The organism is Levilactobacillus cerevisiae (genome assembly GCF_003946245.1).
Classification (GTDB): domain Bacteria; phylum Bacillota; class Bacilli; order Lactobacillales; family Lactobacillaceae; genus Levilactobacillus; species Levilactobacillus cerevisiae.
The window spans coordinates 130,588-153,262 of sequence record NZ_RHNN01000002.1 but is presented as its reverse complement, the minus strand read 5'-3'; the positions used below and the strand labels follow the sequence as shown (position 1 = coordinate 153,262).

General features: G+C 53.2%; 23 protein-coding genes. 9 read left to right on the top strand and 14 right to left on the bottom strand.

The features are described 5' to 3' along the window. Window positions 1-197: 197 nt before the first annotated feature. The 4 genes from EKM99_RS01520 to EKM99_RS01505 form a co-directional block, all read right to left on the bottom strand. On the bottom strand, window positions 198-743 hold the full coding sequence (locus tag EKM99_RS01520; RefSeq protein ID WP_125580226.1) for a hypothetical protein: 546 nt from the start codon (window positions 741-743) through the stop codon (window positions 198-200). A 918-nt stretch (window positions 744-1,661) separates the two neighbouring features. Next, on the bottom strand, window positions 1,662-2,072 hold the full coding sequence (lpdD, locus tag EKM99_RS01515; protein ID WP_125580223.1) for a prenylated flavin chaperone LpdD: 411 nt from the start codon (window positions 2,070-2,072) through the stop codon (window positions 1,662-1,664). Between the two features lies 1 nt (window position 2,073). Beyond that, complete coding sequence (locus tag EKM99_RS01510; protein ID WP_125580221.1) at window positions 2,074-2,637, bottom strand: UbiX family flavin prenyltransferase; 564 nt, start codon at window positions 2,635-2,637, stop codon at window positions 2,074-2,076. Between the two features lie 13 nt (window positions 2,638-2,650). Continuing rightward, window positions 2,651-4,117, bottom strand: a complete 1,467-nt coding sequence (locus EKM99_RS01505) for a UbiD family decarboxylase (protein WP_125580219.1) — start codon at window positions 4,115-4,117, stop codon at window positions 2,651-2,653. 119 nt (window positions 4,118-4,236) lie between these two features. On the opposite strand from EKM99_RS01505, the gene EKM99_RS01500 reads away from it, so the two are divergent. From EKM99_RS01500 to EKM99_RS01485, 4 genes are all read left to right on the top strand, one after another. Beyond that, window positions 4,237-5,121 (top strand): LysR family transcriptional regulator, encoded by an 885-nt coding sequence (locus EKM99_RS01500; RefSeq protein WP_125580217.1) that lies wholly within the window; start codon window positions 4,237-4,239, stop codon window positions 5,119-5,121. Window positions 5,122-5,624: 503 nt separating this feature from the next. Next, on the top strand, window positions 5,625-6,173 hold the full coding sequence (locus tag EKM99_RS01495; protein ID WP_125580215.1) for a DUF1697 domain-containing protein: 549 nt from the start codon (window positions 5,625-5,627) through the stop codon (window positions 6,171-6,173). Further along, window positions 6,166-6,576: a peptide deformylase gene (locus tag EKM99_RS01490; RefSeq protein ID WP_125580213.1), complete on the top strand. Its 411-nt coding sequence runs from the start codon at window positions 6,166-6,168 to the stop codon at window positions 6,574-6,576. Before EKM99_RS01495 ends, EKM99_RS01490 begins: the two co-directional genes overlap by 8 nt. An 11-nt stretch (window positions 6,577-6,587) precedes the next feature. Then, complete coding sequence (locus EKM99_RS01485) at window positions 6,588-7,205, top strand: sugar O-acetyltransferase (RefSeq protein ID WP_125580211.1); 618 nt, start codon at window positions 6,588-6,590, stop codon at window positions 7,203-7,205. Window positions 7,206-7,243: 38 nt separating this feature from the next. Here the strand turns inward: EKM99_RS01485 and EKM99_RS01480 are convergent, their stop codons facing one another. From EKM99_RS01480 to EKM99_RS01465, 4 genes are all read right to left on the bottom strand, one after another. Continuing rightward, a complete protein-coding gene (locus EKM99_RS01480; RefSeq protein ID WP_125580209.1) occupies window positions 7,244-7,615 on the bottom strand; it encodes a hypothetical protein in 372 nt (123 codons plus the stop codon). A 499-nt stretch (window positions 7,616-8,114) separates the two neighbouring features. Continuing rightward, the gene (locus EKM99_RS01475; RefSeq protein WP_125580207.1) at window positions 8,115-8,438 is read right to left on the bottom strand and encodes a thioredoxin family protein; all 324 of its coding nucleotides are present in this window, start codon (window positions 8,436-8,438) and stop codon (window positions 8,115-8,117) included. 163 nt (window positions 8,439-8,601) lie between these two features. Further along, window positions 8,602-10,002: a subtype B tannase gene (locus EKM99_RS01470; protein WP_125580205.1), complete on the bottom strand. Its 1,401-nt coding sequence runs from the start codon at window positions 10,000-10,002 to the stop codon at window positions 8,602-8,604. A gap of 89 nt (window positions 10,003-10,091) precedes the next feature. After that, window positions 10,092-10,541: a hypothetical protein gene (locus EKM99_RS01465; RefSeq protein ID WP_125580203.1), complete on the bottom strand. Its 450-nt coding sequence runs from the start codon at window positions 10,539-10,541 to the stop codon at window positions 10,092-10,094. A gap of 243 nt (window positions 10,542-10,784) precedes the next feature. Between EKM99_RS01465 and EKM99_RS01460 the strand changes: the two genes are divergently transcribed. After that, window positions 10,785-12,212, top strand: a complete 1,428-nt coding sequence (locus EKM99_RS01460; RefSeq protein WP_125580201.1) for an APC family permease — start codon at window positions 10,785-10,787, stop codon at window positions 12,210-12,212. A gap of 67 nt (window positions 12,213-12,279) precedes the next feature. Here EKM99_RS01460 and EKM99_RS01455 read toward each other — a convergent pair whose 3' ends face one another. Continuing rightward, the gene (locus EKM99_RS01455; protein WP_125580199.1) at window positions 12,280-13,224 is read right to left on the bottom strand and encodes a 3-hydroxyacyl-CoA dehydrogenase family protein; all 945 of its coding nucleotides are present in this window, start codon (window positions 13,222-13,224) and stop codon (window positions 12,280-12,282) included. Window positions 13,225-13,405: 181 nt separating this feature from the next. Then, complete coding sequence (locus EKM99_RS01450) at window positions 13,406-15,325, bottom strand: DUF262 domain-containing protein (protein ID WP_225419746.1); 1,920 nt, start codon at window positions 15,323-15,325, stop codon at window positions 13,406-13,408. 65 nt (window positions 15,326-15,390) lie between these two features. Between EKM99_RS01450 and EKM99_RS01445 the strand changes: the two genes are divergently transcribed. Together EKM99_RS01445 and EKM99_RS01440 are read left to right on the top strand one after the other, a co-directional pair. Continuing rightward, window positions 15,391-15,744, top strand: coding sequence for an iron chaperone (locus EKM99_RS01445; protein ID WP_125580197.1), 354 nt, complete (start codon window positions 15,391-15,393; stop codon window positions 15,742-15,744). A gap of 119 nt (window positions 15,745-15,863) precedes the next feature. Continuing rightward, complete coding sequence (locus EKM99_RS01440; protein WP_125580195.1) at window positions 15,864-16,487, top strand: DUF4867 family protein; 624 nt, start codon at window positions 15,864-15,866, stop codon at window positions 16,485-16,487. A 135-nt stretch (window positions 16,488-16,622) separates the two neighbouring features. On the opposite strand, the gene pcp is transcribed toward EKM99_RS01440, so the two are convergent. The 4 genes from pcp to EKM99_RS01420 form a co-directional block, all read right to left on the bottom strand. Continuing rightward, on the bottom strand, window positions 16,623-17,231 hold the full coding sequence (pcp, locus tag EKM99_RS01435; RefSeq protein ID WP_125580192.1) for a pyroglutamyl-peptidase I: 609 nt from the start codon (window positions 17,229-17,231) through the stop codon (window positions 16,623-16,625). Between the two features lie 112 nt (window positions 17,232-17,343). Further along, on the bottom strand, window positions 17,344-19,563 hold the full coding sequence (locus EKM99_RS01430; RefSeq protein ID WP_125580190.1) for an alpha-galactosidase: 2,220 nt from the start codon (window positions 19,561-19,563) through the stop codon (window positions 17,344-17,346). A gap of 250 nt (window positions 19,564-19,813) precedes the next feature. Beyond that, window positions 19,814-20,434, bottom strand: coding sequence for an NAD(P)H-binding protein (locus EKM99_RS01425; RefSeq protein WP_125580188.1), 621 nt, complete (start codon window positions 20,432-20,434; stop codon window positions 19,814-19,816). A 13-nt stretch (window positions 20,435-20,447) separates the two neighbouring features. After that, on the bottom strand, window positions 20,448-21,104 hold the full coding sequence (locus EKM99_RS01420; RefSeq protein WP_125580186.1) for a nitroreductase: 657 nt from the start codon (window positions 21,102-21,104) through the stop codon (window positions 20,448-20,450). Window positions 21,105-21,257: 153 nt separating this feature from the next. On the opposite strand from EKM99_RS01420, the gene EKM99_RS01415 reads away from it, so the two are divergent. Together EKM99_RS01415 and EKM99_RS01410 are read left to right on the top strand one after the other, a co-directional pair. Then, window positions 21,258-22,334, top strand: coding sequence for a PucR family transcriptional regulator (locus tag EKM99_RS01415; RefSeq protein WP_164511475.1), 1,077 nt, complete (start codon window positions 21,258-21,260; stop codon window positions 22,332-22,334). A 19-nt stretch (window positions 22,335-22,353) separates the two neighbouring features. Beyond that, on the top strand, window positions 22,354-22,668 hold the full coding sequence (locus EKM99_RS01410) for a winged helix-turn-helix transcriptional regulator (RefSeq protein ID WP_125580182.1): 315 nt from the start codon (window positions 22,354-22,356) through the stop codon (window positions 22,666-22,668). The last annotated feature ends 7 nt before the right edge of the window (window positions 22,669-22,675 follow it).

Below are 22,675 nucleotides of genomic sequence, written 5' to 3'. Positions count from 1 at the left end.
CTTTTTTATTTTTCTGATTTTCAAAACAGACAAAAAACCGGTATTAGTTATTCACCAATACCAGAAAGTGTAGACCCAAAAAAGTTAGGGGTACAAAAAACACCAGCTCCCGCAAAGCGCGCGGTCGTTGGTGTTTGACAGGTATTTAAAATTATTGGGTAAAGACACTTATTCTTAGACTGCAATTGGTGTGGCTGCTAAACGTTCTTGGGGTAGTAGACCTCACCATTGAAGTAGGTCGTCCCCCGTTGCTTAGCGAGCGACTTGGTCCGGTAATAGTGCGCGCTGGTCCAGACGCCAGCACCACTGGCCTGACTCAAAACACTGACCTTCTTGCCCTTCACCGTCTTGGTCATCACCTTGTAGTAATCACCGTCCCCCATGACTTGATTCCAGCCACGGACGTTGATCCACTGAGCTTGATGACGTTTAGTCGTGACCGCCGTGCTCCAGGAATAATGCTTCTTAAAGCTGGTGGCGGTCAGCTTATGGTGATGAATGTATGCCACGTACTTCACCCTTTTGCCATTGTAATAGGTCATCCCCGCAATTTGTTTGGTGGTAAAGGTTAAGGTGTCCATTTTACCGTTGGCATAGTGGTACCAGGTGTGGCGATAACGTTGCGGCACCGCTTTTAAAGTCGTCTTGGCCTTGGCCTGTGCCGTCACTGGCATCCCCGTCTGCAAGCCGCCGACAGCCAGCAAGCTAACCCCGGTTGCGACCGCTATCATCCATTTTTTCATGTGTTGTTCCTCCCCGCCTCTTTACGTTTGATTATACGCCGTGGCGGGGAATGTATGGCGATAAAGTTTTGTGAAACTGAATTTGTAACAATTGGGGAAACCCAGGCAACAAAAAAAGGCCCAGCTAACAATGATTATCAATATTAAATTTGTTAGGAATTGCCACCTGCGGCTGCCAGAGATTCCGTCTGCTATGGGGACCGCCTGCGGCCTGAGGTGCGGTCCTCCGGCTCGGTTTGAAGCCTGACAAGAATCGTCAGGCTCCAAACACGTCCCACGCTGTAAGCTGATTCTCAGCTAACACCGTTGTCACAGCTGACTCCACCTCTGGCCTCCTCCGGTTAAGATTGTGCTTCACCATGATATTGATATGACCCATCGCTGGTCTGGCAACATTTGTGCACGCATTCTAATTCAATAGTAAAGGAGCTACGATTTTCTCGTCGTAGCTCCGTTTTGTTCTTTGACTAACCTGCCTCCGTGCGATGATACTGGCTCAGATTGCTAATTACCCAACTACAAACGACACCAATGTCAGCTGAAGCCCGGGCCTGAGGTATCTCCGGTCTCACACTCCGAGAAACTCAGCGCACCAGTATCAGTGACCAAAGGCGAGTCAAGGTGCCCAGCTGTGTCGATGGCATTAGCCGAGTGGTTTTCTCGGCTTAGGCCATGGGACGACCTTGGAGACTCACGGTTCTCAGTGAGGCTTCAAGTCGAGGTGCAGGACCGCCCCTCAGGCCGGAACCGGGCCCCACAGCAGGGCACCTTGAACTCGCCGCCGGGAACGAAAAGCCACCACCACACTACCCAAGTTTCAAGTCGAGGTGCAGGACCGCTCCCCAGGCTGGAGCCGGGCCCCACAGCAGGGCACCTTGAACTCGCCGCCGGGAACGGAAAGCCACCACTACTTAGGTTTTAAATCGGTTGTTCATCCGAACCGTAGTACTGGGGCGCAGGAGCCGCAACCGGATGCGCCGCGAGCCAGACCACGATTTGTCGGCCTAGCGCCTCGCCCATCGGGGACGCCGCCGCAATCTGGGCCTTGGTGATTTGATTCACGTGGATGCCAGCCGTAATCGTGCAGCTGCCCGGCAACACGGGTTGGACCACGCGAGCGACCCGTTCGCCGACAAAATTATCCTTGTGAAAACGGCCATCATGGCTGGGATATTTGATCGTTTGCATCGCCGTGTCCCGGGTCAGCGTGGTCACGTCGCCAATGTGGGGATTACTGCCGCCGGTCACCACAATCAACAGATCCTTGCCTACCACGGTCAGTTCCGCGTCAATCGTATAATTCTCCTGGGTCACGCTAAATTTGGGCATACTAATCCCCCTCCCAACGCTTGGTCGTTTCAAAGGGAATGCCAAAGGCGTCCAGCACCTTCATGCTCTGATGATCGACTAAATCTTGAATGGTCTGGGGATGATTGTAGAAGGCCGGGATTGGGGGAATGATCTGGGCGCCCAACTTGGCCAGCTTGGTCAGATTCTCCAAATGGATCACGCTCAGTGGCGTTTCCCGGGGCACGATGATCAGTTTCCGCTGCTCCTTGATGGTCACGTCGGCAGCGCGGGCGATTAAGTTTTCACCGAAGCCGTACGCCACACTGGCCACGGTCTTCATGCTGGCGGGCACGATTACCATACCATCGTTCAGAAATGATCCGCTGGCAATCGCGGCCCCCTGGTCCCGGTCGCTGTAAACGACATCCGCCAACGCCTTGATTTGGGCGAGCGAATAGTCCGTTTCCAACGCCAAATTTTTCGTGGCCCAGGCACTCATCACCAAATGCGTTTTCACGTCAGGATTGGCTTGTAACTTTTTCAACAGGTCAATCGCGTAAATCGTTCCGGACGCGCCGGTTACCCCAATCACAATCTTCTTCATCAGTCATCATCCTCTATTTTAAATATTTCTCCCAGTCCGGGACGTCCTTGAATTTGGCCCGCACGAACTGGTCCTTCATATCAAACGGTACGGTTCCATCAATCACCAATTTGGACGACATCCCCCGGGTACGAATCGACTTCGGATCGTACTCTGGCCGTTCCGAAGGATCCAACGGGTGGTTGCGCATTCCCGGCAAGACCATCAAATCCTGGTCAGCCTGAAAGCGTGTGTTCACGGTCCACATCACATCGTTCATATCAAAAATGTCGACGTCTTCGTCCACCAAAATAACGGTCTTCAGTTCTTTAAACGCCGCAAACGCGAGTAAGGCCGCCTGCCGCTGAATCCCCTCATCGGCCTCATCATCCTTGTGAATCTGCATGATCGTCATCAATTTGCCACCACCAGCCGGCGGATTGTAAACGTTCAAGACCTTACCCGGGATTGCCCGGTTGGTCAGCGAAAGAATGCTGGCTTCAGTGGGAATGCCGGCCATGCTGACGTGCTCTTCGGAAGGCCCGATGACGCTCTGCATGATGGGATTTTCGCGATGGGTGACGGCGGTAACCTTAATCACTTGTAGCGCCGGATTGGCATCGCCATCGTAACCCGGGAACTCCGGCATCGCCTTGCCCGTGTGGGTGTTGATGTCCTCTTGAATCCGTTCGTTAGGCATAATGTAACCCTCTAGCGTAAATTCAGAACGGGCGATGGCATTTTCATCGACAGTTAGTGCCTTGGTCAGACCAACCGCCTCCTGGCGAATGGCCCCGGCCACGCCGAGTTCGTTGTAGCCGAGCGGGGTGGTCGGTGGCTCAAAGGTGCAGCCGATGGTGATGGCCGGGTCCAGCCCAATATTTATGGTGATGGGCATCGGTTCGTTGGCCGCCTCGTATTCCTTGGCAAACGCGCCAATGTGCCGACCGCCAGGCATGATGTAGATGCCCAGCGTGTCCTTGTCTTCCAGAACCATCCGGTGAATCGTGACGTCGCTCATGGTCTTGGCCTTGTTGGAGCCCAGGACCACGCCGACCGTGATGTAGGGACCCGCGTCCTCGGGCGTGTTCGTGGGTGCGGCCACTAATTTACGAATATCAAAGTCGGGGTCAGTCGCCTTGTGCACGACTTCATGAGCGGGGGCGTCGGTGACCATGACGGGAGGAATTGGGTTGGCCACGGAATCATTTAGAAACTGTCCCAACGTGTGATAATCGTGATGAAACATGAGGCCGACCCGCTTACGGCTGGCCATTAGTCCGGTTAAGACTTTGGTTTCCGGGAAGCCGGTGACGTTGTTAAACATCATCGCGGGGCCTTCCTGCGTTGGCCGTGCCACGGTGCCACCAGCACCAATGTAGCGATACACACCGGAGAGCTCGGCGTCCGGGTCAACCGCAACGTCGGTGGCGTGATACTGCCCCGGGTGCGTTTGTAATTCTGCCAATACTTTGCGCAAATCGTATGGTTCGTTTGCCATGTGATGACCTCCTTGATTTCGTCTATACCTGCTAGATTAGACCAGAAAAGAGTTGCAAACAACACCACTTTCGACTAACGTTATGCTTAACAGGAATAACAGAAAGGATGGCTCCGACCATGACGATTGACGATCTTACCAGCTTCATCACCCTTTATCAGATTCGTAATATTTCGGACGCCGCGGTGGAACTCCACATTACCCAGTCCGCCCTGTCTAAACGCTTACGGAACATGCAAAATGAGCTGGGCGTGGCCCTCATTTCCACGCGGAATAAACGCCAGCTGACCATCACGGAGAGTGGCGACGTCTTCTTTCGCTACGCCCAGACATTGACGGCGCAATACCAGTTGTTGCAGACGGAACTGGCCGACTATCAGGCGTTGCGCCGCGGGACCATTCACATCGGCAGTGTGCCGGTCATGGCGCAATACGGGCTGGCGGCCAAGATGCGCCACTTCATGCAGGACTACCCGCAACTCAATATTCGTTTGGAAGAACTGGAGGGCGCGGAATTATTGACGATGCTACAGAATCAGACGCTCGACCTCGCCATTTTGCGGGACGTCCAGAGTCAGCAGCTTAGCCGGTCACAATTTGACATGGTTGACCTGGACAACGATGAATTGCAGGTCGTCCTGCCCACGACTCACCCGCTAGCAAAGCAATCTAGCATTCAGATGACCGATTTACAGGCCGTTGACGTCGTGAGTCTGAATCCAGGCTCCGGCGTTTATGAGAAAATGGGCGAGCGGTATCAGCAGGCCGGCTTCACGCCCAACATCCGCTTCACCACGCCCCACATTGAAACGCTCCTCGCCATGATTCAGCACACCCAACAGGTGACGTTTCTGTTTGCCAAGTCGGCCGAGCCGTTTCTGACCCCTGACTTTGTGTTACGCCCGTTCAGCGAGCCGCTGGTCAGTCACTTGCAGGTGGTGTATCCACGAGGCCGGTTGTCGACGGCCGCCCACCGCTTCCTCCACTACTTAACTACGGGCTAAACGTTTGTTCATGATTGCCTCCAGGCTGCTGAAAATAGGCCGGAACGCTGTGGGCGGGCAAGTAGTCCTCGAGTTCGCCTCCAGGACGTTCAAAATGGGATTGGAACGCTGTGGGTAGGACGCCTAAAGCCTGGAAAGCGGTCTTTAGGCTCGCTTTGAACCACGAAAAACGCGTGTTTCAAAGTCGCCATTTAAGAAACGTCAAAATGACTGACGTTTCTTAAATCCCACGGCTGAACCCATTTTGAACGTCCTTCCGACTTAGGGCCACTTAGCTCACAGCGCTCGATGTTACCTTATCTTCGTCTTGTCCTATTAGTAAAATGGTGAGTATTCATTCTAGGAGAGACTGGTTATTAAGCATGGAATAATCATAACTTCACTTAGCTCATTGCTTCGTTACCTGGCGCACAATTTTGCCGCATCCTAAGCCACCAACCATGCTATACTGATGGTATCGCTTCACACCGACTCAACCAGTTCACCTTGAAGGGAGTGACGCCATGGACTACTTAATCTTGCTGCGCGGCATCAACGTTGGCGGTAATCATCGCGTGCCGATGGCCGATTTGCGCGACTACCTGACCGCTGCTGGCTTCGACCACGTTCGCTCGTATATTAATAGTGGCAACCTGTTCATCACCAGTGACTTGCCACGGGAAACGTGTGCCGCCGTTGTGAATCAACTGCTGGCGGACCATTTTCCTTTTCCGATTGCCAGTCAGGTGCTCGCCCGACCGGACTTTATGGCCGACTTAGCCCTCGCCCCAACCTGGTGGGGTGCTGACCCGCTCTTGCGACACAACGCGTTGTTTAAACTCCCTGGTTACGAAGCTGACTTTGATGACTGGCTACGTGCTGGTGTCACCGCCGACTATGATCAGGTGCTACTCACGCCGAACGTTATTTTCTGGACGTCGACGCTGAAGGTTCATTTTAGCCGGTCATTCTACTCTAAAATTGTTGGAACCCCCTTTTACCAACACACCAGCGCCCGCAACTACAACACCACAATGAAACTCAAACAACTTTTGGAGGCTTCCTATGATTAGACCCGTTGTTCACGATCAAACTCGTTTAGCACAAAAATCCCAGCCCGCTACGAAGGCCGACGCTGCCACGGTGACCGACTTACTGGATACGCTGCGCGCCAACAGCGAGAATTGCGTGGGGATGGCGGCCAACATGATTGGCGTCAACCTGCGCATTATTGTGGTCGACATGGGCATTCTCCCCGTCGCCATGATTAATCCCGTCATCACGAAGGCCGCCGAACCCTATGACACCAGCGAAGGCTGCCTCTCCCTGACCGGCGAACGGCCAACGAAACGGTTCAAATCGATTGATGTGACCTTTGAAAATCAGCGTTTCCAGCGACAACAACAGACCTTTACTGGTTTTGTTGCCCAAATTATTCAACACGAAATTGATCACTGTAACGGCATTATCATCTGAGGAGAATCCCCATGACTGAAGAAGAAAAAATGCTCGCTGGCAAACTCTACGACCCCAGCGACGCGCAATTGACCACCCGGCTACACCTGGCCCACCGGCTCTCGCAGCAGTACAACCAAACGTTTGACGATGAAACGACGAAACGAGAAGCCCTGCTAGACCAACTGATTCCCCATCACGATACCGGCTTGTACTTGCAAGGCCCCATTTTCTTTGATTACGGCCTGTACACCCACCTGGGGAAAAACTTCTACGCCAACGCCAACTTCACAGTCCTGGACTGCGGGCTGGTCACCATTGGTGATAATTGCTGGTTCGGCCCCAACGTCACCCTGGTCACCCCCATGCATCCGCTACGGTACCAGGAACGAAATCTCCAAGCCCATACCGACGGGACACTATTTGATATCGAATACGACAAGCCCATTGCCATCGGCGACAACTGCTGGTTGGCCAGCAATGTGACGGTCACTGGTGGCGTCACGATTGGCGCTGGCTGCGTGATTGGCGCCGGTAGCGTGGTCACCAGAGACATCCCCGCCAATTCGTTAGCGGTCGGCAATCCCTGTCGCGTGGTCCGTGAAATTACGGCCGCGGATGCGATTGCGCTCAAATCCGAAATTCAGTAAAAAAATAACCCGGGAAATCCACTTGCGATTTCCACGGGTTATTTTCTTTTGGTGCGTAATTTTAACCAGCCCCATCCGATCAAGGCCAGATTAAAAATCATGATCAATGCCCACAGCCACAGATAGTCGCTGATGAGCTCGGGAACCTGTGCCTGCCAAAGTGCCAGCGCCATCCCCACAATCAGAACGCCGTTGATCACCAGACCGATTTGCTTGGTGCGGCGATGATGGGCAAAGGCCGTTCCAACAATCACCGTCAGCATTAATGCCACCAGCAACACGTTGGCCCGCCGCCAATCAAAGTCGACGCCCAAGCTGCTCATGGTCGACGGTTCCAGGGAGATGATCAGGAGAAACATCAGGCTCCCCACCCCATTCAGCAAGGGCACACAGCCGTATAATCTCTGCATCCGAGTCACCCTTTCACTTGCTACTGCCCCGACTATAACGAAATTAGGTTGTAAAGTAAACCAATTCGCTAGGTCTGGGTTATTTCGGTTTACAAACCAAAAAGGAAGACGGCAACATTGCGTAAATCTGCCGTCTTACCGTTCGCCAAATTTAGGTCGGAACGCTGTGGGTAGGACGCCGGCAGCCTGGGAAGCGGTCTTCCAGCTCGCTTTGAACCGCATAAACCGCGTTTCAAAGTCGCCATTTTCCACGCAAAACACGTGGAAAATCCCACGGCTGAACCTAAATTTGACTCACTCACGCCTACATTGATCAGTTCACTAACTAAGCGTTAAGTTCAGTGACAACACCGGTTCACACTAACTTGATGATTAACTTTAAGCGCATGCTTAATTTAAGGAGCGGTAACCCAAGTTGACAGCGTTGCAAGTTAAAATGAATCGACTAAAGGGGCCTGGACACGTGGTCCAGCCCCCATTGAAGTAGTCTTAATCACTATTAAGCATTAACGGCTTTGGCCAACGCCGCGGCGAACAAAGCCTTAGGCCGAGCACCCACCAACCGGTCGATGACCTGGCCATCCTTCTTGATCAGAAAAGTTGGAATCCCTTGAACATCAAATTGACCGGCGACCTGCTGATCATGGTCAACGTTGATTGACGTGAATTTGACCGTCTTGCCAAATTCATCGCTGGTTGATAGGCTCTGCAGGATGGGATCCATCATCTTACATGGCGGACACCAGTCGGCGCGAAAATCAACGACGGTCACGCCGGTATTGGTTTCTTGTTCAAAATCATTATCATGGATTTCTTTAATCATGGTTGTGCCTCCAAGTTATACCACTATGGGTATTAATCGGTTGATTAGCGGCTGTCCTAAAATTTTATATCAATATTTATCATCATCAAGGCCTTAGAAAGGCCACTAATCAACAACAATTGCAAATATACCCCAATAGGTATTGTTTGGCAAGAACTTTGCCTCACTGACACAACTCATCAATCCAATCAAACAACGCCGGCAAATCGTAGTCACCACTGTGCGGGGTTGCCCACGGCATGGCAAAGTCCACATCATAGCCCTGGTTTTGTAGCTTCGTCGCTAAGATCATGGGAATCGCAAACGCCGTGTCCCGGTCAGCCGCACCGTGACGAATCCGCCAGTGCCGCGCGACCTGACTCTGTTTCTTCAGCAAGTAGGTCAGTGGATTCACCGCCGCGACCAGGTCGGCATCCGCCAACTGCGCGGGCACGGTGGTATGTGCCTGGGCGAACGGCGTGAAGTGACGGGCTGCCGTCAGCCGATTCCCAAATAAATCCGCCTCGGGACTATTCAGGTCCAGCGCATCAAACGCCGGTACCCCCTTCATCCGCGTGATGGCGCGCAGGTACTGCGGCCAATCGATCCGGGTCACCGTTTTCCCCTGCACCACGACCCCCGCGTACTTGGTCACGTCCTGGCCCGCATTTAACGCCTGTTGCGCTGAATCCTTGAGCACCCGTAAAATCAGCTGTTTGAAACTTCCCTCACCGTCGCGGCCCAAAGAAAGCGGATTGCCAGCAGCGTCCTTGAGTGCCAGTCGATTCAGGTACGGCACAAAGGCTGCCTTCAGCTGTGGCGATAGCTGTTGTTCTTGGGGCGTCAACTGGCCGTGAACGGGCGTGCAAATTTTCCGGCCACCATCCACGCGAATCCGTTGGCGGTGCCACTGGGTGATGCCGTTGAATTGCCACTCGTAGGCGGCGTCGGCGTGCTCCAAGTTGTGAATGGGGCAGTAGGCCGACACGGCAAAGACATCATCGGTCGCCAGTGCTGCACCCAACTCCTGGAGTCGCATTTCAAAGAAGTCCGCGTTGCCACTGGCACCCATCAAGGCTGACGTGGCGCCACCCGCACTGGTACCGTTCGTGATGATGCGCTCGGGATTGCCCGGCAGTCGGCCCGCATTGAATTTCACGTAACGGACAGCGGCCTTCATGTCCACGATAAACGCCGGTGCCTTCCCGGTATTTTGGCCCTGGCCATCATTTTGCGTCCGCCCCCGCACGCCGGCAGAGACCACGACGTTCCCCCGCTGGAGGGCTTGGATGATGGTTTCACCACGGCTAAAGGCGTCCGGGTTGCCAGGAAAGTCGGCGGGCCCCGGTAAATAGCCCCCCACGGTATTGGGCATGAAGATTGGTGCCGTCACGCGTTGATAGCCGTTGACGCTGCCACCATGAAAATAGGCCTCTGGCACGAAAACGTTGAGTTGTTGGATTGGATCAACCGGCATGGTGACGTACGAAATCCCCATAAACGCGCGGTAAGTCACCGTTTGGCCGTCGACCGTTGCTGTTTGCATTTGGCCCTGCGCCTCGTCAAATCTTAACCCTGCTGCCATGTGCATTCCTCCATTTCAAGTCACATTGTGTTGGCTCTACTCTAATGGAAAAAGTCACGGGGCGCAATTTTTTAACCACGAACGTCATTCTAATAATGGGGCAGACCTTGGTTGAGGTCTTGAATCAACGTGATCAACTGCCATTTTTCTGCGGGTAAATTTGGTCGCACGGGCCCTGGCACCAAGCGTTGAACCTTACTCGGCCAACTTAATTGATAATCCAAAGAAACCTCGTTGAATAAATCCTGCTGGCGTCCCTGATACCCCTTGACGTAACTGTTAACCCGCCCGTTGAACTGAATCACATCCCCGCGTTCCAATTGGACCAACCGTTGAAATCCCTTGGTCAGGTTGAACCATAAATGATCGGTCATCAACCGCTCATCCGCCAGCAACCGGACCTGCCGCAACAGGATGGTCGGCTCCTCACCCTTATATCCCGACTTCACGCCATACCGTTCAAAAATCCCACTGAATTGATGGCGCTCCTCAATTCCCAACTGTGCCAACACTTTACGCTGACGTGGTCGTCCGCTCATGCTTACCGCCCCCTCTATTAGTTAACTCCGTAAAGGGGGCGCGAATATTTTTTATTTTTAAAATTAAATTCAACTCACCCTGTCAACGTAAACAACCGGTTAATCACGTTCAACGCTCATTTGTGAAATCAGCGAGCCGTATTCGTTGTTGTAAGCGCTGACATCAGGTAGAATGAGCTCAGGAATTTCACAAGTACATAAAAGACGAAAACTTTGATAACTCAACGAAAGCGAGCGATAACCATGCAGAATTTGTCCCGCCACATCTCGTTTCCCCGCCTCCTAATTTTGGGCGCATCCAGCGTGATTGGGAGCAGCTGGATCTACACCAATGGTATCTTTTTCGACAAGTACGGCGCTGGTGGCGAAATCTTTGGCTTCATGCTGGCCACGTTTATCACGGTCCTGGCCTCCCTGTCCTTCGCCGAGCTGTCGTCGATCTTTCCTCGCAGCGGCGGGCCGGTCGTCTACAGTTATCTGGCCTTTGGCAAACGCTGGGGATTTGCGACCGGCTGGGCAATTCTGGGCGCCTATTTGAGCGCGCTATCGTTCTACGTGACGGCCTCGAGCATGTTGCTGGCAACGCTGGTACCGAAGATTTCGGCGGGACCGGGCTACACAATCGCCGGCGCCCACGTGTCGCTGATGGAGCTGGCGATTGGGGTGGCGTTCACCCTCTTCATTTTCGCGTTAAATATCCGCGGCACCAAGCTTACGGCGGGCGTTCAGGCGGTCCTGTTCGTGGGCCTGGTCATCCTGGGTGGCGCGCTGGTGGTGACGGGATTTACGCAAGGAAGTCCTAAAAATTTCTGGCCGGCCTTCGCCACGGGGAGCGCCCCACTGACCAACATCGTGCGGTTCGTGTTGCCCGCGATGACCTTCCTGACGGGCTGGGAGGTCGTGACAATTCTGGCGGAAGAAGCGGCGATGCCACCCCGGAAAATTGGGAAGGCCGTGGTCGGCGCCATCCTGTTGGCGGCCAGCTACTACATCATTGTGTTGCTGGCGAGCGCCTGGGTTTACCCGTGGGAAAAGACGGCGAAATTCAGCATGGGCTCGATTACGGCGTACACCGCGGCGGGCTTCCCGTTGCTAGGAACGGCGGCCTACCTGATTGCCTTTCTGGGTTTGTTGACCAGTTTCATTGGCCTGTTCACGGCGGCACCGCGACTGATTTTATCGCTGGCGCGCGCGGGCCTGTTGCCCCCGAAGTTTGCTGAAATTAATCAAAAATATAATACGCCGGTGAACGCGACGGTGCTGGTCCTGGTGTTTGCGGTCGGCTTCGGCTGGCTGGGTAAGGGCGCCATGACCTATTTTCTGGACCTGGGGGGCTTCTTCGTGGCGATGGCCTGGGCAATCACGGCGGTGGCGCTCTGGCGGATTCGCCGGACGTACCCGACGCTCAATGGTGGCTTTCGGCTGAAGCACCTCTGGCCAAGTCTGTTGGGTGGCCTGTTGGCGGTGACGATTGCCGTGGCCACCCTCTACCCGAAGCCGCCAGTCGCACTGGCCTGGCCCACGGAATACGTGATGCTCGCTGTGTGGATTGGCCTGGGCCTGCTGTTCTACTGGCTAGGCCGCAAGGAACACCAGCCGAAGGACACCGCGCTCCACCATTTGCTGGGGGAGACCGAATTTCAGCGGTTGAAGGATGTGGAAAAGCGCTGATAGCTAATGAGCTTTAATCAATCAAAAAAGTCGGCCACCTCGCAATTTGGGGTGACCGACTTTAGTATTACTGGTCCTGATCCTGTTTCAATAGCTTGAGCAAATCCTTATCCCGTTGCGCCACAATCTGGGCGCCGGCATCCCCGTCCCAGTCGTAAAACCCGTGGCCAGTCTTGAGTCCGAGATCATTATCCGCTACCTTTTGTGCCAGCGCGGGATCTTCGTCCTGTGCGGCGCCGAGGTCGGCGTAGAGGTATTTACTGATGTTGTCAAACACGTCCAGGCCCCCAAGGTCGGCACTGGCGATGGGCCCGACGAGACTCCACCGCCGCCCGAGACTGTATTTGATAATGTCATCGACTGCCTCGGGTGAAGCGATGCCAGCGTCCACGATGTGCAAGGCCTCGCGGAGAACGGCCAGTTGAATCCGGTTGCCAACGAAGCCCAGCGACTCGCGCTTGAGGCTGACGGCGTGCTTGCCGATGTGATTCATCAAAGCCGTGGTCAGGTCAACAGTGGCGGCATCGGTGTGCTCGCCGGGAACGACCTCCACCAATGGCATCAGCTGAGCGGGATTCCAGAAATGGGCGACCACAAAGCGGTTCGGATGCTGAAGCACGGACTGAATGGCGGTCGGGCTGAGGCCGGAAGTATTGGTGGCTAAAATGGTATCGTCACGAACAAAGGTCTCGACGCGTTGCCAAACTTCCTGCTTGACGGCCAGGTCCTCGATGATGGATTCAATCACAAAGTCAGTGTCGGTCAGGGCCACGGCGTAGTCGGTCGTGGGTGTGATCCGGTTGAGAATGGTCGCATCGTCTTCGTGTAAGAGCCCGGCCTCACGAAAGGTGGTGAGGTCGTGTTGAATGGCCGTCATCCCCTGCTGCAAAGCGGTGTCACTGGTATCTAGCAAGCGCACGGGATAGCCGTTAACGGCAAATTGCAGCGCCGTGGCGTGCCCCATGGTGCCGGCCCCGAGGTTGGTGATGGTGTGAATATCTGATAGGTTCATTTGAAACGCCTCCAAATTTGTTATGGTTGGTGTGCGTTCTCTTGCTCTCTTGGGTTTAGTGTAGCATGAATTGCGCTAAGAAATTCGGGAAATCTTTTGCTATCGGTCGCCACTTCCCTACTAAAATAAGCGTTCTCCCTTTAAAACACAGGACAACGCTTATCATATCAGTCGATTTATCTTACCAAATCAGTGTCACATCGTCGGCAAATGATTCTTGCCGACGCTTAATATCATCCATGGTCCAGGTTCCTTGTTGGAGTGTTCGCGCCAGATCTTGATTTCCCTTCAAGCTTGACTTGGCTAACTGTTCGGCAACCCGATCGCTATCCTTAAAGTTAGAGGCAACTAGATTCTTTTCCAAGATCGTCCAGTTACCAATGTAAGTCTGGTACTCCCCAACCTCTGCAGCATTACTAATTTGAACAAGTTGATAATTATCGTCATCAAAAACTTTATCGTATAAGTCTTCATCAAAATCATCGTAATGAACTTCATACAGTTCTGACAACAGGTAAACGAGTGTCCACTTCTTTGCCCCGCGAAGTCCACCGTCTTTACTCAGAACGCTAAACGCCACTTCGGTTTCCTCGTTCGTTTTCAAAAGTCGCTCGTTCATTCCGGCAATGATGGCATCAACTCCAGAATACTCTAAGGACCAAATATTTTTGGCAATTTCTGAGAAGCCAGTTTCTAATTTATTTGTCCCATCATTGATAATGGTCCGATGACGAATAAACACTGAAATAATTTTGTTAACAACCGTCAAGATGTCTGCTTCTGAGTATTCACAGTGGTACATGGCCATCACAATCGGGTAGTACAACATGACCCGCATTCGAGAGAGCACATCAAGGCGCCGTGTCACACCAGCGTTGTTGAAGAATGTTGAATGTGCTTTAGGTGCCATTGGGTTTTCAAGTACCGTGTATAACTCTACGAGGTTGTTTAAGTTTTTCAGAAAGGCCCGCGCCTGATTAACATCCTTCACACGATCACTGACTGCTCGATAGAGTTTTGCCTCTGACACAATTTTATATTGTGCTGCCCAATACGTCCGCACAAATCGGGTGATCCGGTTACTATTACTGTCGAGTTTATCCGTAATACCACTCCACAGCTGATTGGCATCACCAATATTATCCTGTCCCATTAATGACATCAAGTGATTCTTGATGATGTCAGAAGCCTTCAAGTCCTTACCACGACTATTCAACGTTTCAAAAATCGTGAACGCATCCTGTAAACTGGGCGCAGAAATCATCACAATATAAAAATTATTTACGAATAATTCAAAAATGCTTTGGAGCTTATCAATCCGATCACTCAACCGTGTTTCTTGTTTTACCGTTTCCAAAACTTTACGTTCCATATCGTGATAGGCTGTCTGCATGTTTTTCATAGGTTCCGAAGTCACATGACCTTCTCGGGCACTCTGAGTACCATGGGTTAAATCAAAAAAGAAAGCTTGAAGTGGAAGTTTTTCCTCGCCATTTTCTCCGTGTTGAACCGTCAATGAAGGTGTTCCACCCTTGTTTCCACGAATTATCTTATCGACTTGCCGACTAATGATCCGCAAATCATCGCCACTCTCTAGATTAACAGTCTCTTCATGTCCTCTGAATTCATCTTGGTATATTTTCAAAGAAATATCTCGAATGACAGCTAAGAAGATTGTGCTAGTCGTTAGTCGTTGCTGACCATCAATAATTTCTTGTTCTTCCTTACCGTTCTTGAAAGTCACAATTTGGCCAAAGAAATGGCTACTGCGTTCACCGTCAATTAAGTCTTTTAAATCGTCCCAAAAATCTTCGACTTCATTTTTACCCCAGGCATAGTTCCGTTGATAGATCGGTACCACGAAATTGTTATCACTAAACAATCCGCCAATGCGGAATCTTGATGGTTGTGGAATGTCTACAAATGAGTCCATTTTAATCTCTCCGAATTCTTTTTTAGTTTGGGCTTCAATACTACTGGCCACCTGGTATATTTTCAAGCATTCTTCAATTATACCTGAACAGTCTACCGAATTAAATAACATCACTGTAAAATATTCATCTCCATACGGCGGATAAAAATGACTCCGAAAATCAGTCATGATCTGAACGACTGATTACCTCCTTTGCTATAATAAACCCAAATAACCAGAAAGAAGGCCCAACCATGAACCCATCACCCATCCTCGCCTACCTAGCCACCGTCTCCCCCGAACACCGAGACCAGCTCACCGACCTCTACACCTATCTCCATTCACTGCTGCCCGGCGCCACCGAGAAAATCAGCTACAGCATGCCTGCCTTTTTCGTTGACGGCAAGCCAGTCATCTACTTTGCCGCCACGAAGCACCACATCGGCCTCTACCCCACCGCCGCGCCGATTGCCCACTTCACAGCCGAGCTCGCCGCCTACAAAACCTCTAAGGGCGCCGTCCAGTTGCCCTACGGCGTGCCCCTGCCCACCAATTTAATCATGCAGCTGGTGACCTTTCGGATTGCCGAAATCCGGACTGGCCACTAATCATGTCTACCACCAACGTTTTAACGATTAAATGACCCAAATACTTACTGGGAACGTCAAAGAATGTTCAATCTTTGCGACCATACTGACGTTAATTTAAATTTGGAAGGATGATCCTGATGCAAATCTTTGACGTTACCGATGAGCGCTTTCGCCCCTACGGCCGCATCGTTCAAGCCGGTGATACTGCCGAACTGATTTCGACCCTAGCCGCCTTTCCCTACCCCGCTGAAAAAACAAAATACGTGGCCGACACCGAGTCGCTGGCCAACACCACGGCCGCTCACCGTTTGGAACAGGAGCTCTACGGTGGCGTTCCCACTGAGACCGGCTACTGCATTGGTCACAATCACCTGCTGAACTGTTTGGAATTCCACAGCAGTTCTGAAATTAACGTGGCCGCGACCGACTTTGTCCTCTTACTGGGCAAACGTCAGGACATCCATGACGACCTGACCTACGACACCGACCAGCTCGAGGCCTTCCTAATCCCCAAGGGCACGACGATCGAAGTCTACGCCACCACCCTGCATTTCGCACCGTGTGAGGCGCCCGGCCAAGATGGCTTCCGCTGTCTGGTCATGTTACCCGCCGGCACCAACGGCGAGCTCGACTTCACAGTCGGCACCGAGGACCCGCTGAACCGGCTGCTCTTCAAAACCAACAAATGGTTGATTGCTCACGCCGATGCCCACAAGGACGGCGCGTTCGTCGGCTTAGTTGGGGAGAACCTCCGCGTTTAAGCGTGGCGCTAGGCATAACCCGCAGCGGTACTTGCGGTGCTTCACCTTTTCCCATCACAACCTAATTTTGCATCAGACAGCAAAGGAAGCCCCAGACGGATCAACCGTCGTAGGCTCCCTTTTTCATTGCCAAAATTACCCCGCGGCCACGATCGCCGCAATCGCTGCCGTGATCCCGCGGACATCATCTGCCAAAGACATGGACGGCTGGCCGGGCTTGGTCGTCACCTGACTCGGTAAAAACGGAATGTGCAGGAAGCCCGCCCTTAGCCCGGGAAATGCCGTGGCGCGCAGGTACTGGACCTGATACATGATGTGGTTGCACACGTAAGTCCCGGCCGTCGTCGACAACTGGCTGGGCAGGCCCGCCGCTCGAATTGCCTGCACCATTGCCTTGACCGGCAGCTGCGTGAAGTACGCCGTCGCCCCATTCGACTGAATCGGTTGGTCCACCGGCTGCTGGCCCACGTTATCCGGGATGCGGCCATCGTCCAAATTAATCGCCACCAACTCTGGCGTCAACGCCGCGCGCCCACCGGCCTGGCCGATGCTCAACACCACGTCCGGTTGCTCGTCCGCAATGGCCTGGCGAACCACCGTCGCGCACGCCCCAAACACCGTCGGAATCTCTAGCTTCACGATTGTGGCCCCCGCAATCGTTGCCGGTAGCCGTTTAACCGCCTCGATTGCGGGGTTCGTCGCCTCGCCACCAAACGGATCGAAACCCGTGACCAAAATTTTCATCCCTGTCGCCGTCCTTTATGAGTATTTGATGAGAATTATACGCTACTTCCCGCTAAAATGGGCAGAAAAAAATCAGGCCGTCTAGCACACAGACCGCCTGATTCCCTTCAATCTATTTCACAGCATCAATCACAAACACCCGGGCACTGAAGTCCGCGGACGCCTCCACGCCTTCGGTACTGGCCAACAGGTGCGGAATGAACAGCCCCGCGTGCATCAGCTCATCACCGAAGTAGACGTGGTCATCCCCCGCCACCCGGTAGCGCTGATCCGGCAACAACCCGCGCAGGTAAAAGCGATTGTACGCCGGGTTCGGCCCATTTAAAATTTGATAGCGCGCCGCAATCGCGTGTTGCCCGTCCGGACTGACGACCTGCCAGCTGCCGACGTTGCAATCCCCAGCAAATGGGTTGTCTATCCGGTAGAACGTCCCCTGCTGGAACAGGTCCCGGTGTGCCTTGTAAAATGCCACCTGGGCCTTGATAGCCGCCTTCTCAGCCGCTGAGCACTGCGTCACGTCCAGTTCGTAGCCCAAATCGCCAAAGTAGGCCACCGCCGCTCGCGTCTCAATCGGCGTAATGCGGCCCGTCTGGTCGTTTGGCACGGCGGACACGTGGGCACCCATCATTGCTTGGGGGTAGCCGTACGAGGTCCCGTACTGAATCCGGAGGCGTTCCACGGCATCAGTATCGTCGCTGGTCCAGGCTTGTGGCGCGTACGCCATCATGCCGAGGTCAAACCGACCGCCACCCGAGGCGCAGGATTCAAACAACACTTCCGGATAATCCGTGGTCAGGCGCGCGTACAACCGGTAAACGCCCAGCATGTAGCGGTGCAGGAACTCGCCTTGCTGGTCAGCTTTCAGCGTCGCGCTGTAAGCTTCCGTGATGTTTCGGTTCATATCCCATTTAATGTAATCCAATTTAGCATCGGCAATTAATTTACTAATCTTGCCGTACAGGTAATCGCCCACAGCCGGATCGGCCATATCGAGGACAAATTGGTTCCGCCCCGGCGTCTTCTCGCGGTTCGGCGCCACGACCAGCCATTCCGGATGAGCCCGGTACAGGTCACTGTCGACGGAAATCATTTCCGGCTCGAACCATAGGCCAAACTTCAAGTCCAGTCCATGAATTTTTTCGGCCAAGTGGGCAATGCCGTTCGGCAGTTTGGTCGCGTAAACGTCCCAGTCGCCCAGCGAGGTCGTGTCGTCATCCCGGTGGCCAAACCAACCGTCATCGAGCACAAACATTTCAATCCCCAGTTCCTTGGCATCACTGGCAATCGCGGTTAATTTAGCTTCATCAAAGTTAAAATAAGTGCCTTCCCAATTATTGATCAGGACGGGCCGTGGCGCTTGGGCGAAGCGGGGATTGACCAAGTGGTGCTGGTAGAAGCGTCCCATCTGTTGGCTGAGTTGGTTCAGCCCATCAGCCGTGAAACTCAAAATGGCTTCGGGGGTTTGGAAGCTACTGCCCGCCGTTAACTGCCAACCAAACTCGGTAGGATTGATGCCCGTCAGCACCCGCGCGGTACCGTAAGAGTCGACTTCGATTTGATCCAGGAAGTTCCCTGAGTAGACCAGGTTGAGGCCCATCGCCACGCCTTGATCTTCGGTGGTTTCTGGCCGGGCCAAGGCAATGAATGGGTTCTGTTGCGGACTGGAGGCGCCCCGCAGACTGCCGACACTCTGGATCCCACTGTGTAGCGGCGAGCGGACTAAATGCCGTTCCCGCGCCCAGCTTCCCGAGAATTGAAGCAGGTCGTAGTTGGCGTCGGGCAAGTCCAGTTGCAGGCTCAGTGCCCGATTCAGCGTCTGGGTCTGCGTGCCGTGATTTTCAAAGCGTGCACTCCGGACAATCACATCCTGGTGAGGGAACACAGCATAGCTCAGCACCAGCGTCACATCAGTCACCGCGTCCTTCAGCGTCACCAGCAGCGTCTGGGCATCATCGGCGTCATCATCAAAGGTCGCTGGCAAGTCTACTAAACGTTGCTTACCGTCCACAATTTTATAATCTTGATAATGAAATTCACTGATGCGACTGCCATCGGGACCCGTCAGCTGAAAGGCCGGGTCGCGATAATCACCCTTCCCGAGACTGGCAAATTCCTGCTTCAACGTTTCCGGCTGGAAGTCAGGTGTATCCAGCCGCCAAGCCGGTGCAGCACCGTGAATTTCACGAACCGTCAGCTCAGGAAAAGCCGCCTGGTCGTGAATTTTCTGGCCATAATAGAGTTGGCCCAATTCATCGTTTGCCATCACGTGAAAAATATAACTGCTGTGATCCGTTTGGAGATGAAATTGGTGCTGATTAACTAAGATTGACATGGTCGTGCTCCCTTCGTTTGTCCAAAACCTATCCCCATCGTAGCATAGATTGAAAGCGCTGACAGCTAACATGGACCGCGGTTTTGTGGCGGACATTGGCAACGTTGTCTAAGCATGCCGGCTTACCGGTCGCCAAATTTTGTGGATTGAACACCTATCAGCTGGACCGTACTATGTTCTTTTGGACTTTTAACCTTTAGATGCGCATTAATACTTAGTTTCACCGGTAACCCAGCCGCAGCCTCCCGAATTAAAGTTGGGCCAACGCCGTACCGATTGGCGTTTCCCCGCTTCCCATCATCAGGACTTTCCCGACCGTAGCGGGCTGGTCGATCACGTGTGCCAGCACGGTTGCCACGTCCGCCAGCGGGTTCTCTCCCGGCGCCGTCACCGTAAAGGTCACCTTGCCAGTCGCCAGTTTCTCCGTCAGAACGCCGGGTTGTAAAATGGTGTAATCCAAATTTGTTTGATGAATCAACCACTCGTCGGCGAAATACTTGGCAATGTTGTAGTCGGTAATGCCTGCCAAGTACCCTTCCGACCACCGTTCTGGCTGTAGCGCAAACGCCGAGCTCAACTGAATGTACCGCTTCACACCACTCAACTCAGCGGCCTTCATCACGTTCACAGCGCCGTTCAGGTCCGTTTGCAACAAATCCTTTCCCCGTGAGCCCGCCACGAAGTAAATGGCGTCCAGCCCTTTCAACCGCGTCGCCATTTCAGCAGGCGACTCGTGGAGGTCAAAGAAGACTGTTCCTTCGGCTTTCTGGGCATGACGTGAGCCCGCCACAACCTCGTGTCCCTGTTGCCGTAATGCCTTAACCAATAATGTGCCAATGCGACCAGTGCCACCAATAACCATCATTTTCATATTTAGAGTCCTCCTAATCCTTCAGTGTCAGAATTTGCTTTGTCGCTACCCGTGATGAGCGAAAATCATTGATTGGTTGCCGATTTTCATAGCCCAACGCGATTCCCATCATGAAGCGACTCGTCTCAGGCAGGCCAAACGTTTCCCGTAATGTATCCGGGTAACGGACGACCTCATACGCTGGAATCGATTGTATGCCGTGGTCAGTCGCGCTCAGCATCAACATTTGTGAAAAGGCGCCGAGGTCAAAGACTTCCCACTCGTTCACCGGGGCCTGTAACACTAAATAGACCAGCGCCGATGCGTTAAATAAGTGGTCCTGCGTCTGACTGTACCCCGCTTGACCAACCCCGGCTTCTCTTAAATGGTTGCCCAGCTCATAACTCCAAGTCGCCATGTTCTTTCGGGGTGCATCCGGCCACTCAGTCCGGTGGGCGACGGTTAAATCGGCGTTACCCACCACGCCTTGCCGACTCTGAGTGAGGTGCTGCCGCTTAATCTGCGCCAACGTCTCTCCGGTCGCAATCACGACCTGCCAAGGCTGCGCATTCGCCCAAGAGGCCGCGTGCTGTGCTTCACTAACAATCGTTCGCAAGATTTCTGGCGCAATGGGCCGACCATCAAAATCCCGTGAGGAATGCCGCGTTGTAATTAAGTCTCTATATTCCATATTTTTACCTCCTAGTAGACAAAATGACCACTAACTGCTAAGCTAGCTTTCAACGTGATGTTACTATAACACCGGCTATCATTTATCGACAAGATGGCAATTGCCCACTCTTTAAATTTTAAAGTGGTCATCTTGCACACCAAGGAGGCTCCCATGAAAAATGAAACGTTATTGCTATACGCCATCCAAAGTACCTCACTGGATCAACTCACGAAACTAATTGCCGACTACTTGGAACAGGCTGTGCTCATCGTCGACCAATCAGGAACCCTGATCAGCCGCGACCGAACGGACCTGAGCCAAGTCCCGGCAGATTGGCTAGACGCGCTGACGACAGATAATCGGTACCACTACGGTCACCAAGAATATATCCGTGACGTCTTGAACCCGCAAGCACTCAATCCCTGGTACTTCTTTGTCTCCCAGTCCAAGGGCTTTCCGCTGGCGGCCAATCAGGTGCAATTAGCGATTCAGGTACTGAACAACTTTACCGACCGCTACGCCCTCAATCCAAATCAGGGCGCCGTCAATGCCATTTTTGCCCAACTCTTGGCAGCTCCCGAGCAGACCGATGCCCACCTACTCCAGACACTCACGACTGATAAAATCGTCTGCGTGACGGTCTCCGCCAATCACGGTGCGCCCTACCAAGCCGACCTGCTGCAAGCGCTGCGTCAACTCGCAACGCCCCTGCCGCTGACCGAAACGCCCGCCGGACTGGTCTTGCTCTTACCTGCGGCTTCACTTGATCGCATGCAACCAGAGTTGACGACCCTAGGCAACCAGTATGCGCAGCACTTTTTTATCTCTGAGCCCTACGACGACATCACCCAAACGCCGGCATTCCTGAATATCTGCCGCCAAGCCGAACGGCTAGCCCAGCAGTTGGGAACGGTGACGGTGGTCAACCCCACCCAGAAATATAACATCTATATTATCCTGAGCCACGTCGACAATGGGGCCCTCCTGAAGAATACGATGTGCACCCAACTCATCGCGTTAAAAAAGTACGACGCCCAACATCACGCGGAACTCTTTCCGACGCTCTTCGCTTACCTGGAAAACGACTGCCACGTCAGCGCAACGGCCGAAAAACTGCACCTCCACCGCAACAGCCTGGCGAAACGACTCAATAAGATTCAGGATTTACTCGTCATTGACTTCAGCGACGCCGACAAAACTTTCGGCCTGCGCCTCAGTTATCGGCTCTTCCATTTTCTACAAATCTAACCCGAAAGGAACCTGAACCATGGCATTAACCCAACTAAATCTCGGCAGTGAACTCGGCCTGGAGGTCCTGCATCAACGCTGGTACGCCTTAATTTTGTATCAGCTAGCGCCAGTTCCCACCGATTTCATGGAGCTGCGCCGCACCGTTCGGGGAATTTCCACGTTCAACCTATTGCTGCGGCTCAACCATCTCATCGCCATGGGCTTGATTGAAACCATCCCGACAGACGATTACAGTTACCAGCTCACTGACGATGGCGTTCAGTTCCATCAAATTTTAACCACGCTGGAGGACTGGGGTGATCAACAATTAATCCGGGACCTGTCGTGTTAACGTCCCC

Excerpts from the sequence above, each read along its gene's own strand:
- EKM99_RS01520 (WP_125580226.1), bottom strand. The coding sequence starts at position 743 with ATGAAAAAATGGATGATAGCGGTCGCAACCGGGGTTAGCTTGCTGGCT.
- lpdD (WP_125580223.1), bottom strand. The coding sequence starts at position 2,072 with ATGCCCAAATTTAGCGTGACCCAGGAGAATTATACGATTGACGCGGAA.
- EKM99_RS01510 (WP_125580221.1), bottom strand. The coding sequence starts at position 2,637 with ATGAAGAAGATTGTGATTGGGGTAACCGGCGCGTCCGGAACGATTTAC.
- EKM99_RS01505 (WP_125580219.1), bottom strand. The coding sequence starts at position 4,117 with ATGGCAAACGAACCATACGATTTGCGCAAAGTATTGGCAGAATTACAA.
- EKM99_RS01500 (WP_125580217.1), top strand. The coding sequence starts at position 4,237 with ATGACGATTGACGATCTTACCAGCTTCATCACCCTTTATCAGATTCGT.
- EKM99_RS01495 (WP_125580215.1), top strand. The coding sequence starts at position 5,625 with ATGGACTACTTAATCTTGCTGCGCGGCATCAACGTTGGCGGTAATCAT.
- EKM99_RS01490 (WP_125580213.1), top strand. The coding sequence starts at position 6,166 with ATGATTAGACCCGTTGTTCACGATCAAACTCGTTTAGCACAAAAATCC.
- EKM99_RS01485 (WP_125580211.1), top strand. The coding sequence starts at position 6,588 with ATGACTGAAGAAGAAAAAATGCTCGCTGGCAAACTCTACGACCCCAGC.
- EKM99_RS01480 (WP_125580209.1), bottom strand. The coding sequence starts at position 7,615 with ATGCAGAGATTATACGGCTGTGTGCCCTTGCTGAATGGGGTGGGGAGC.
- EKM99_RS01475 (WP_125580207.1), bottom strand. The coding sequence starts at position 8,438 with ATGATTAAAGAAATCCATGATAATGATTTTGAACAAGAAACCAATACC.
- EKM99_RS01470 (WP_125580205.1), bottom strand. The coding sequence starts at position 10,002 with ATGGCAGCAGGGTTAAGATTTGACGAGGCGCAGGGCCAAATGCAAACA.
- EKM99_RS01465 (WP_125580203.1), bottom strand. The coding sequence starts at position 10,541 with ATGAGCGGACGACCACGTCAGCGTAAAGTGTTGGCACAGTTGGGAATT.
- EKM99_RS01460 (WP_125580201.1), top strand. The coding sequence starts at position 10,785 with ATGCAGAATTTGTCCCGCCACATCTCGTTTCCCCGCCTCCTAATTTTG.
- EKM99_RS01455 (WP_125580199.1), bottom strand. The coding sequence starts at position 13,224 with ATGAACCTATCAGATATTCACACCATCACCAACCTCGGGGCCGGCACC.
- EKM99_RS01450 (WP_225419746.1), bottom strand. The coding sequence starts at position 15,325 with ATGACTGATTTTCGGAGTCATTTTTATCCGCCGTATGGAGATGAATAT.
- EKM99_RS01445 (WP_125580197.1), top strand. The coding sequence starts at position 15,391 with ATGAACCCATCACCCATCCTCGCCTACCTAGCCACCGTCTCCCCCGAA.
- EKM99_RS01440 (WP_125580195.1), top strand. The coding sequence starts at position 15,864 with ATGCAAATCTTTGACGTTACCGATGAGCGCTTTCGCCCCTACGGCCGC.
- pcp (WP_125580192.1), bottom strand. The coding sequence starts at position 17,231 with ATGAAAATTTTGGTCACGGGTTTCGATCCGTTTGGTGGCGAGGCGACG.
- EKM99_RS01430 (WP_125580190.1), bottom strand. The coding sequence starts at position 19,563 with ATGTCAATCTTAGTTAATCAGCACCAATTTCATCTCCAAACGGATCAC.
- EKM99_RS01425 (WP_125580188.1), bottom strand. The coding sequence starts at position 20,434 with ATGAAAATGATGGTTATTGGTGGCACTGGTCGCATTGGCACATTATTG.
- EKM99_RS01420 (WP_125580186.1), bottom strand. The coding sequence starts at position 21,104 with ATGGAATATAGAGACTTAATTACAACGCGGCATTCCTCACGGGATTTT.
- EKM99_RS01415 (WP_164511475.1), top strand. The coding sequence starts at position 21,258 with ATGAAAAATGAAACGTTATTGCTATACGCCATCCAAAGTACCTCACTG.
- EKM99_RS01410 (WP_125580182.1), top strand. The coding sequence starts at position 22,354 with ATGGCATTAACCCAACTAAATCTCGGCAGTGAACTCGGCCTGGAGGTC.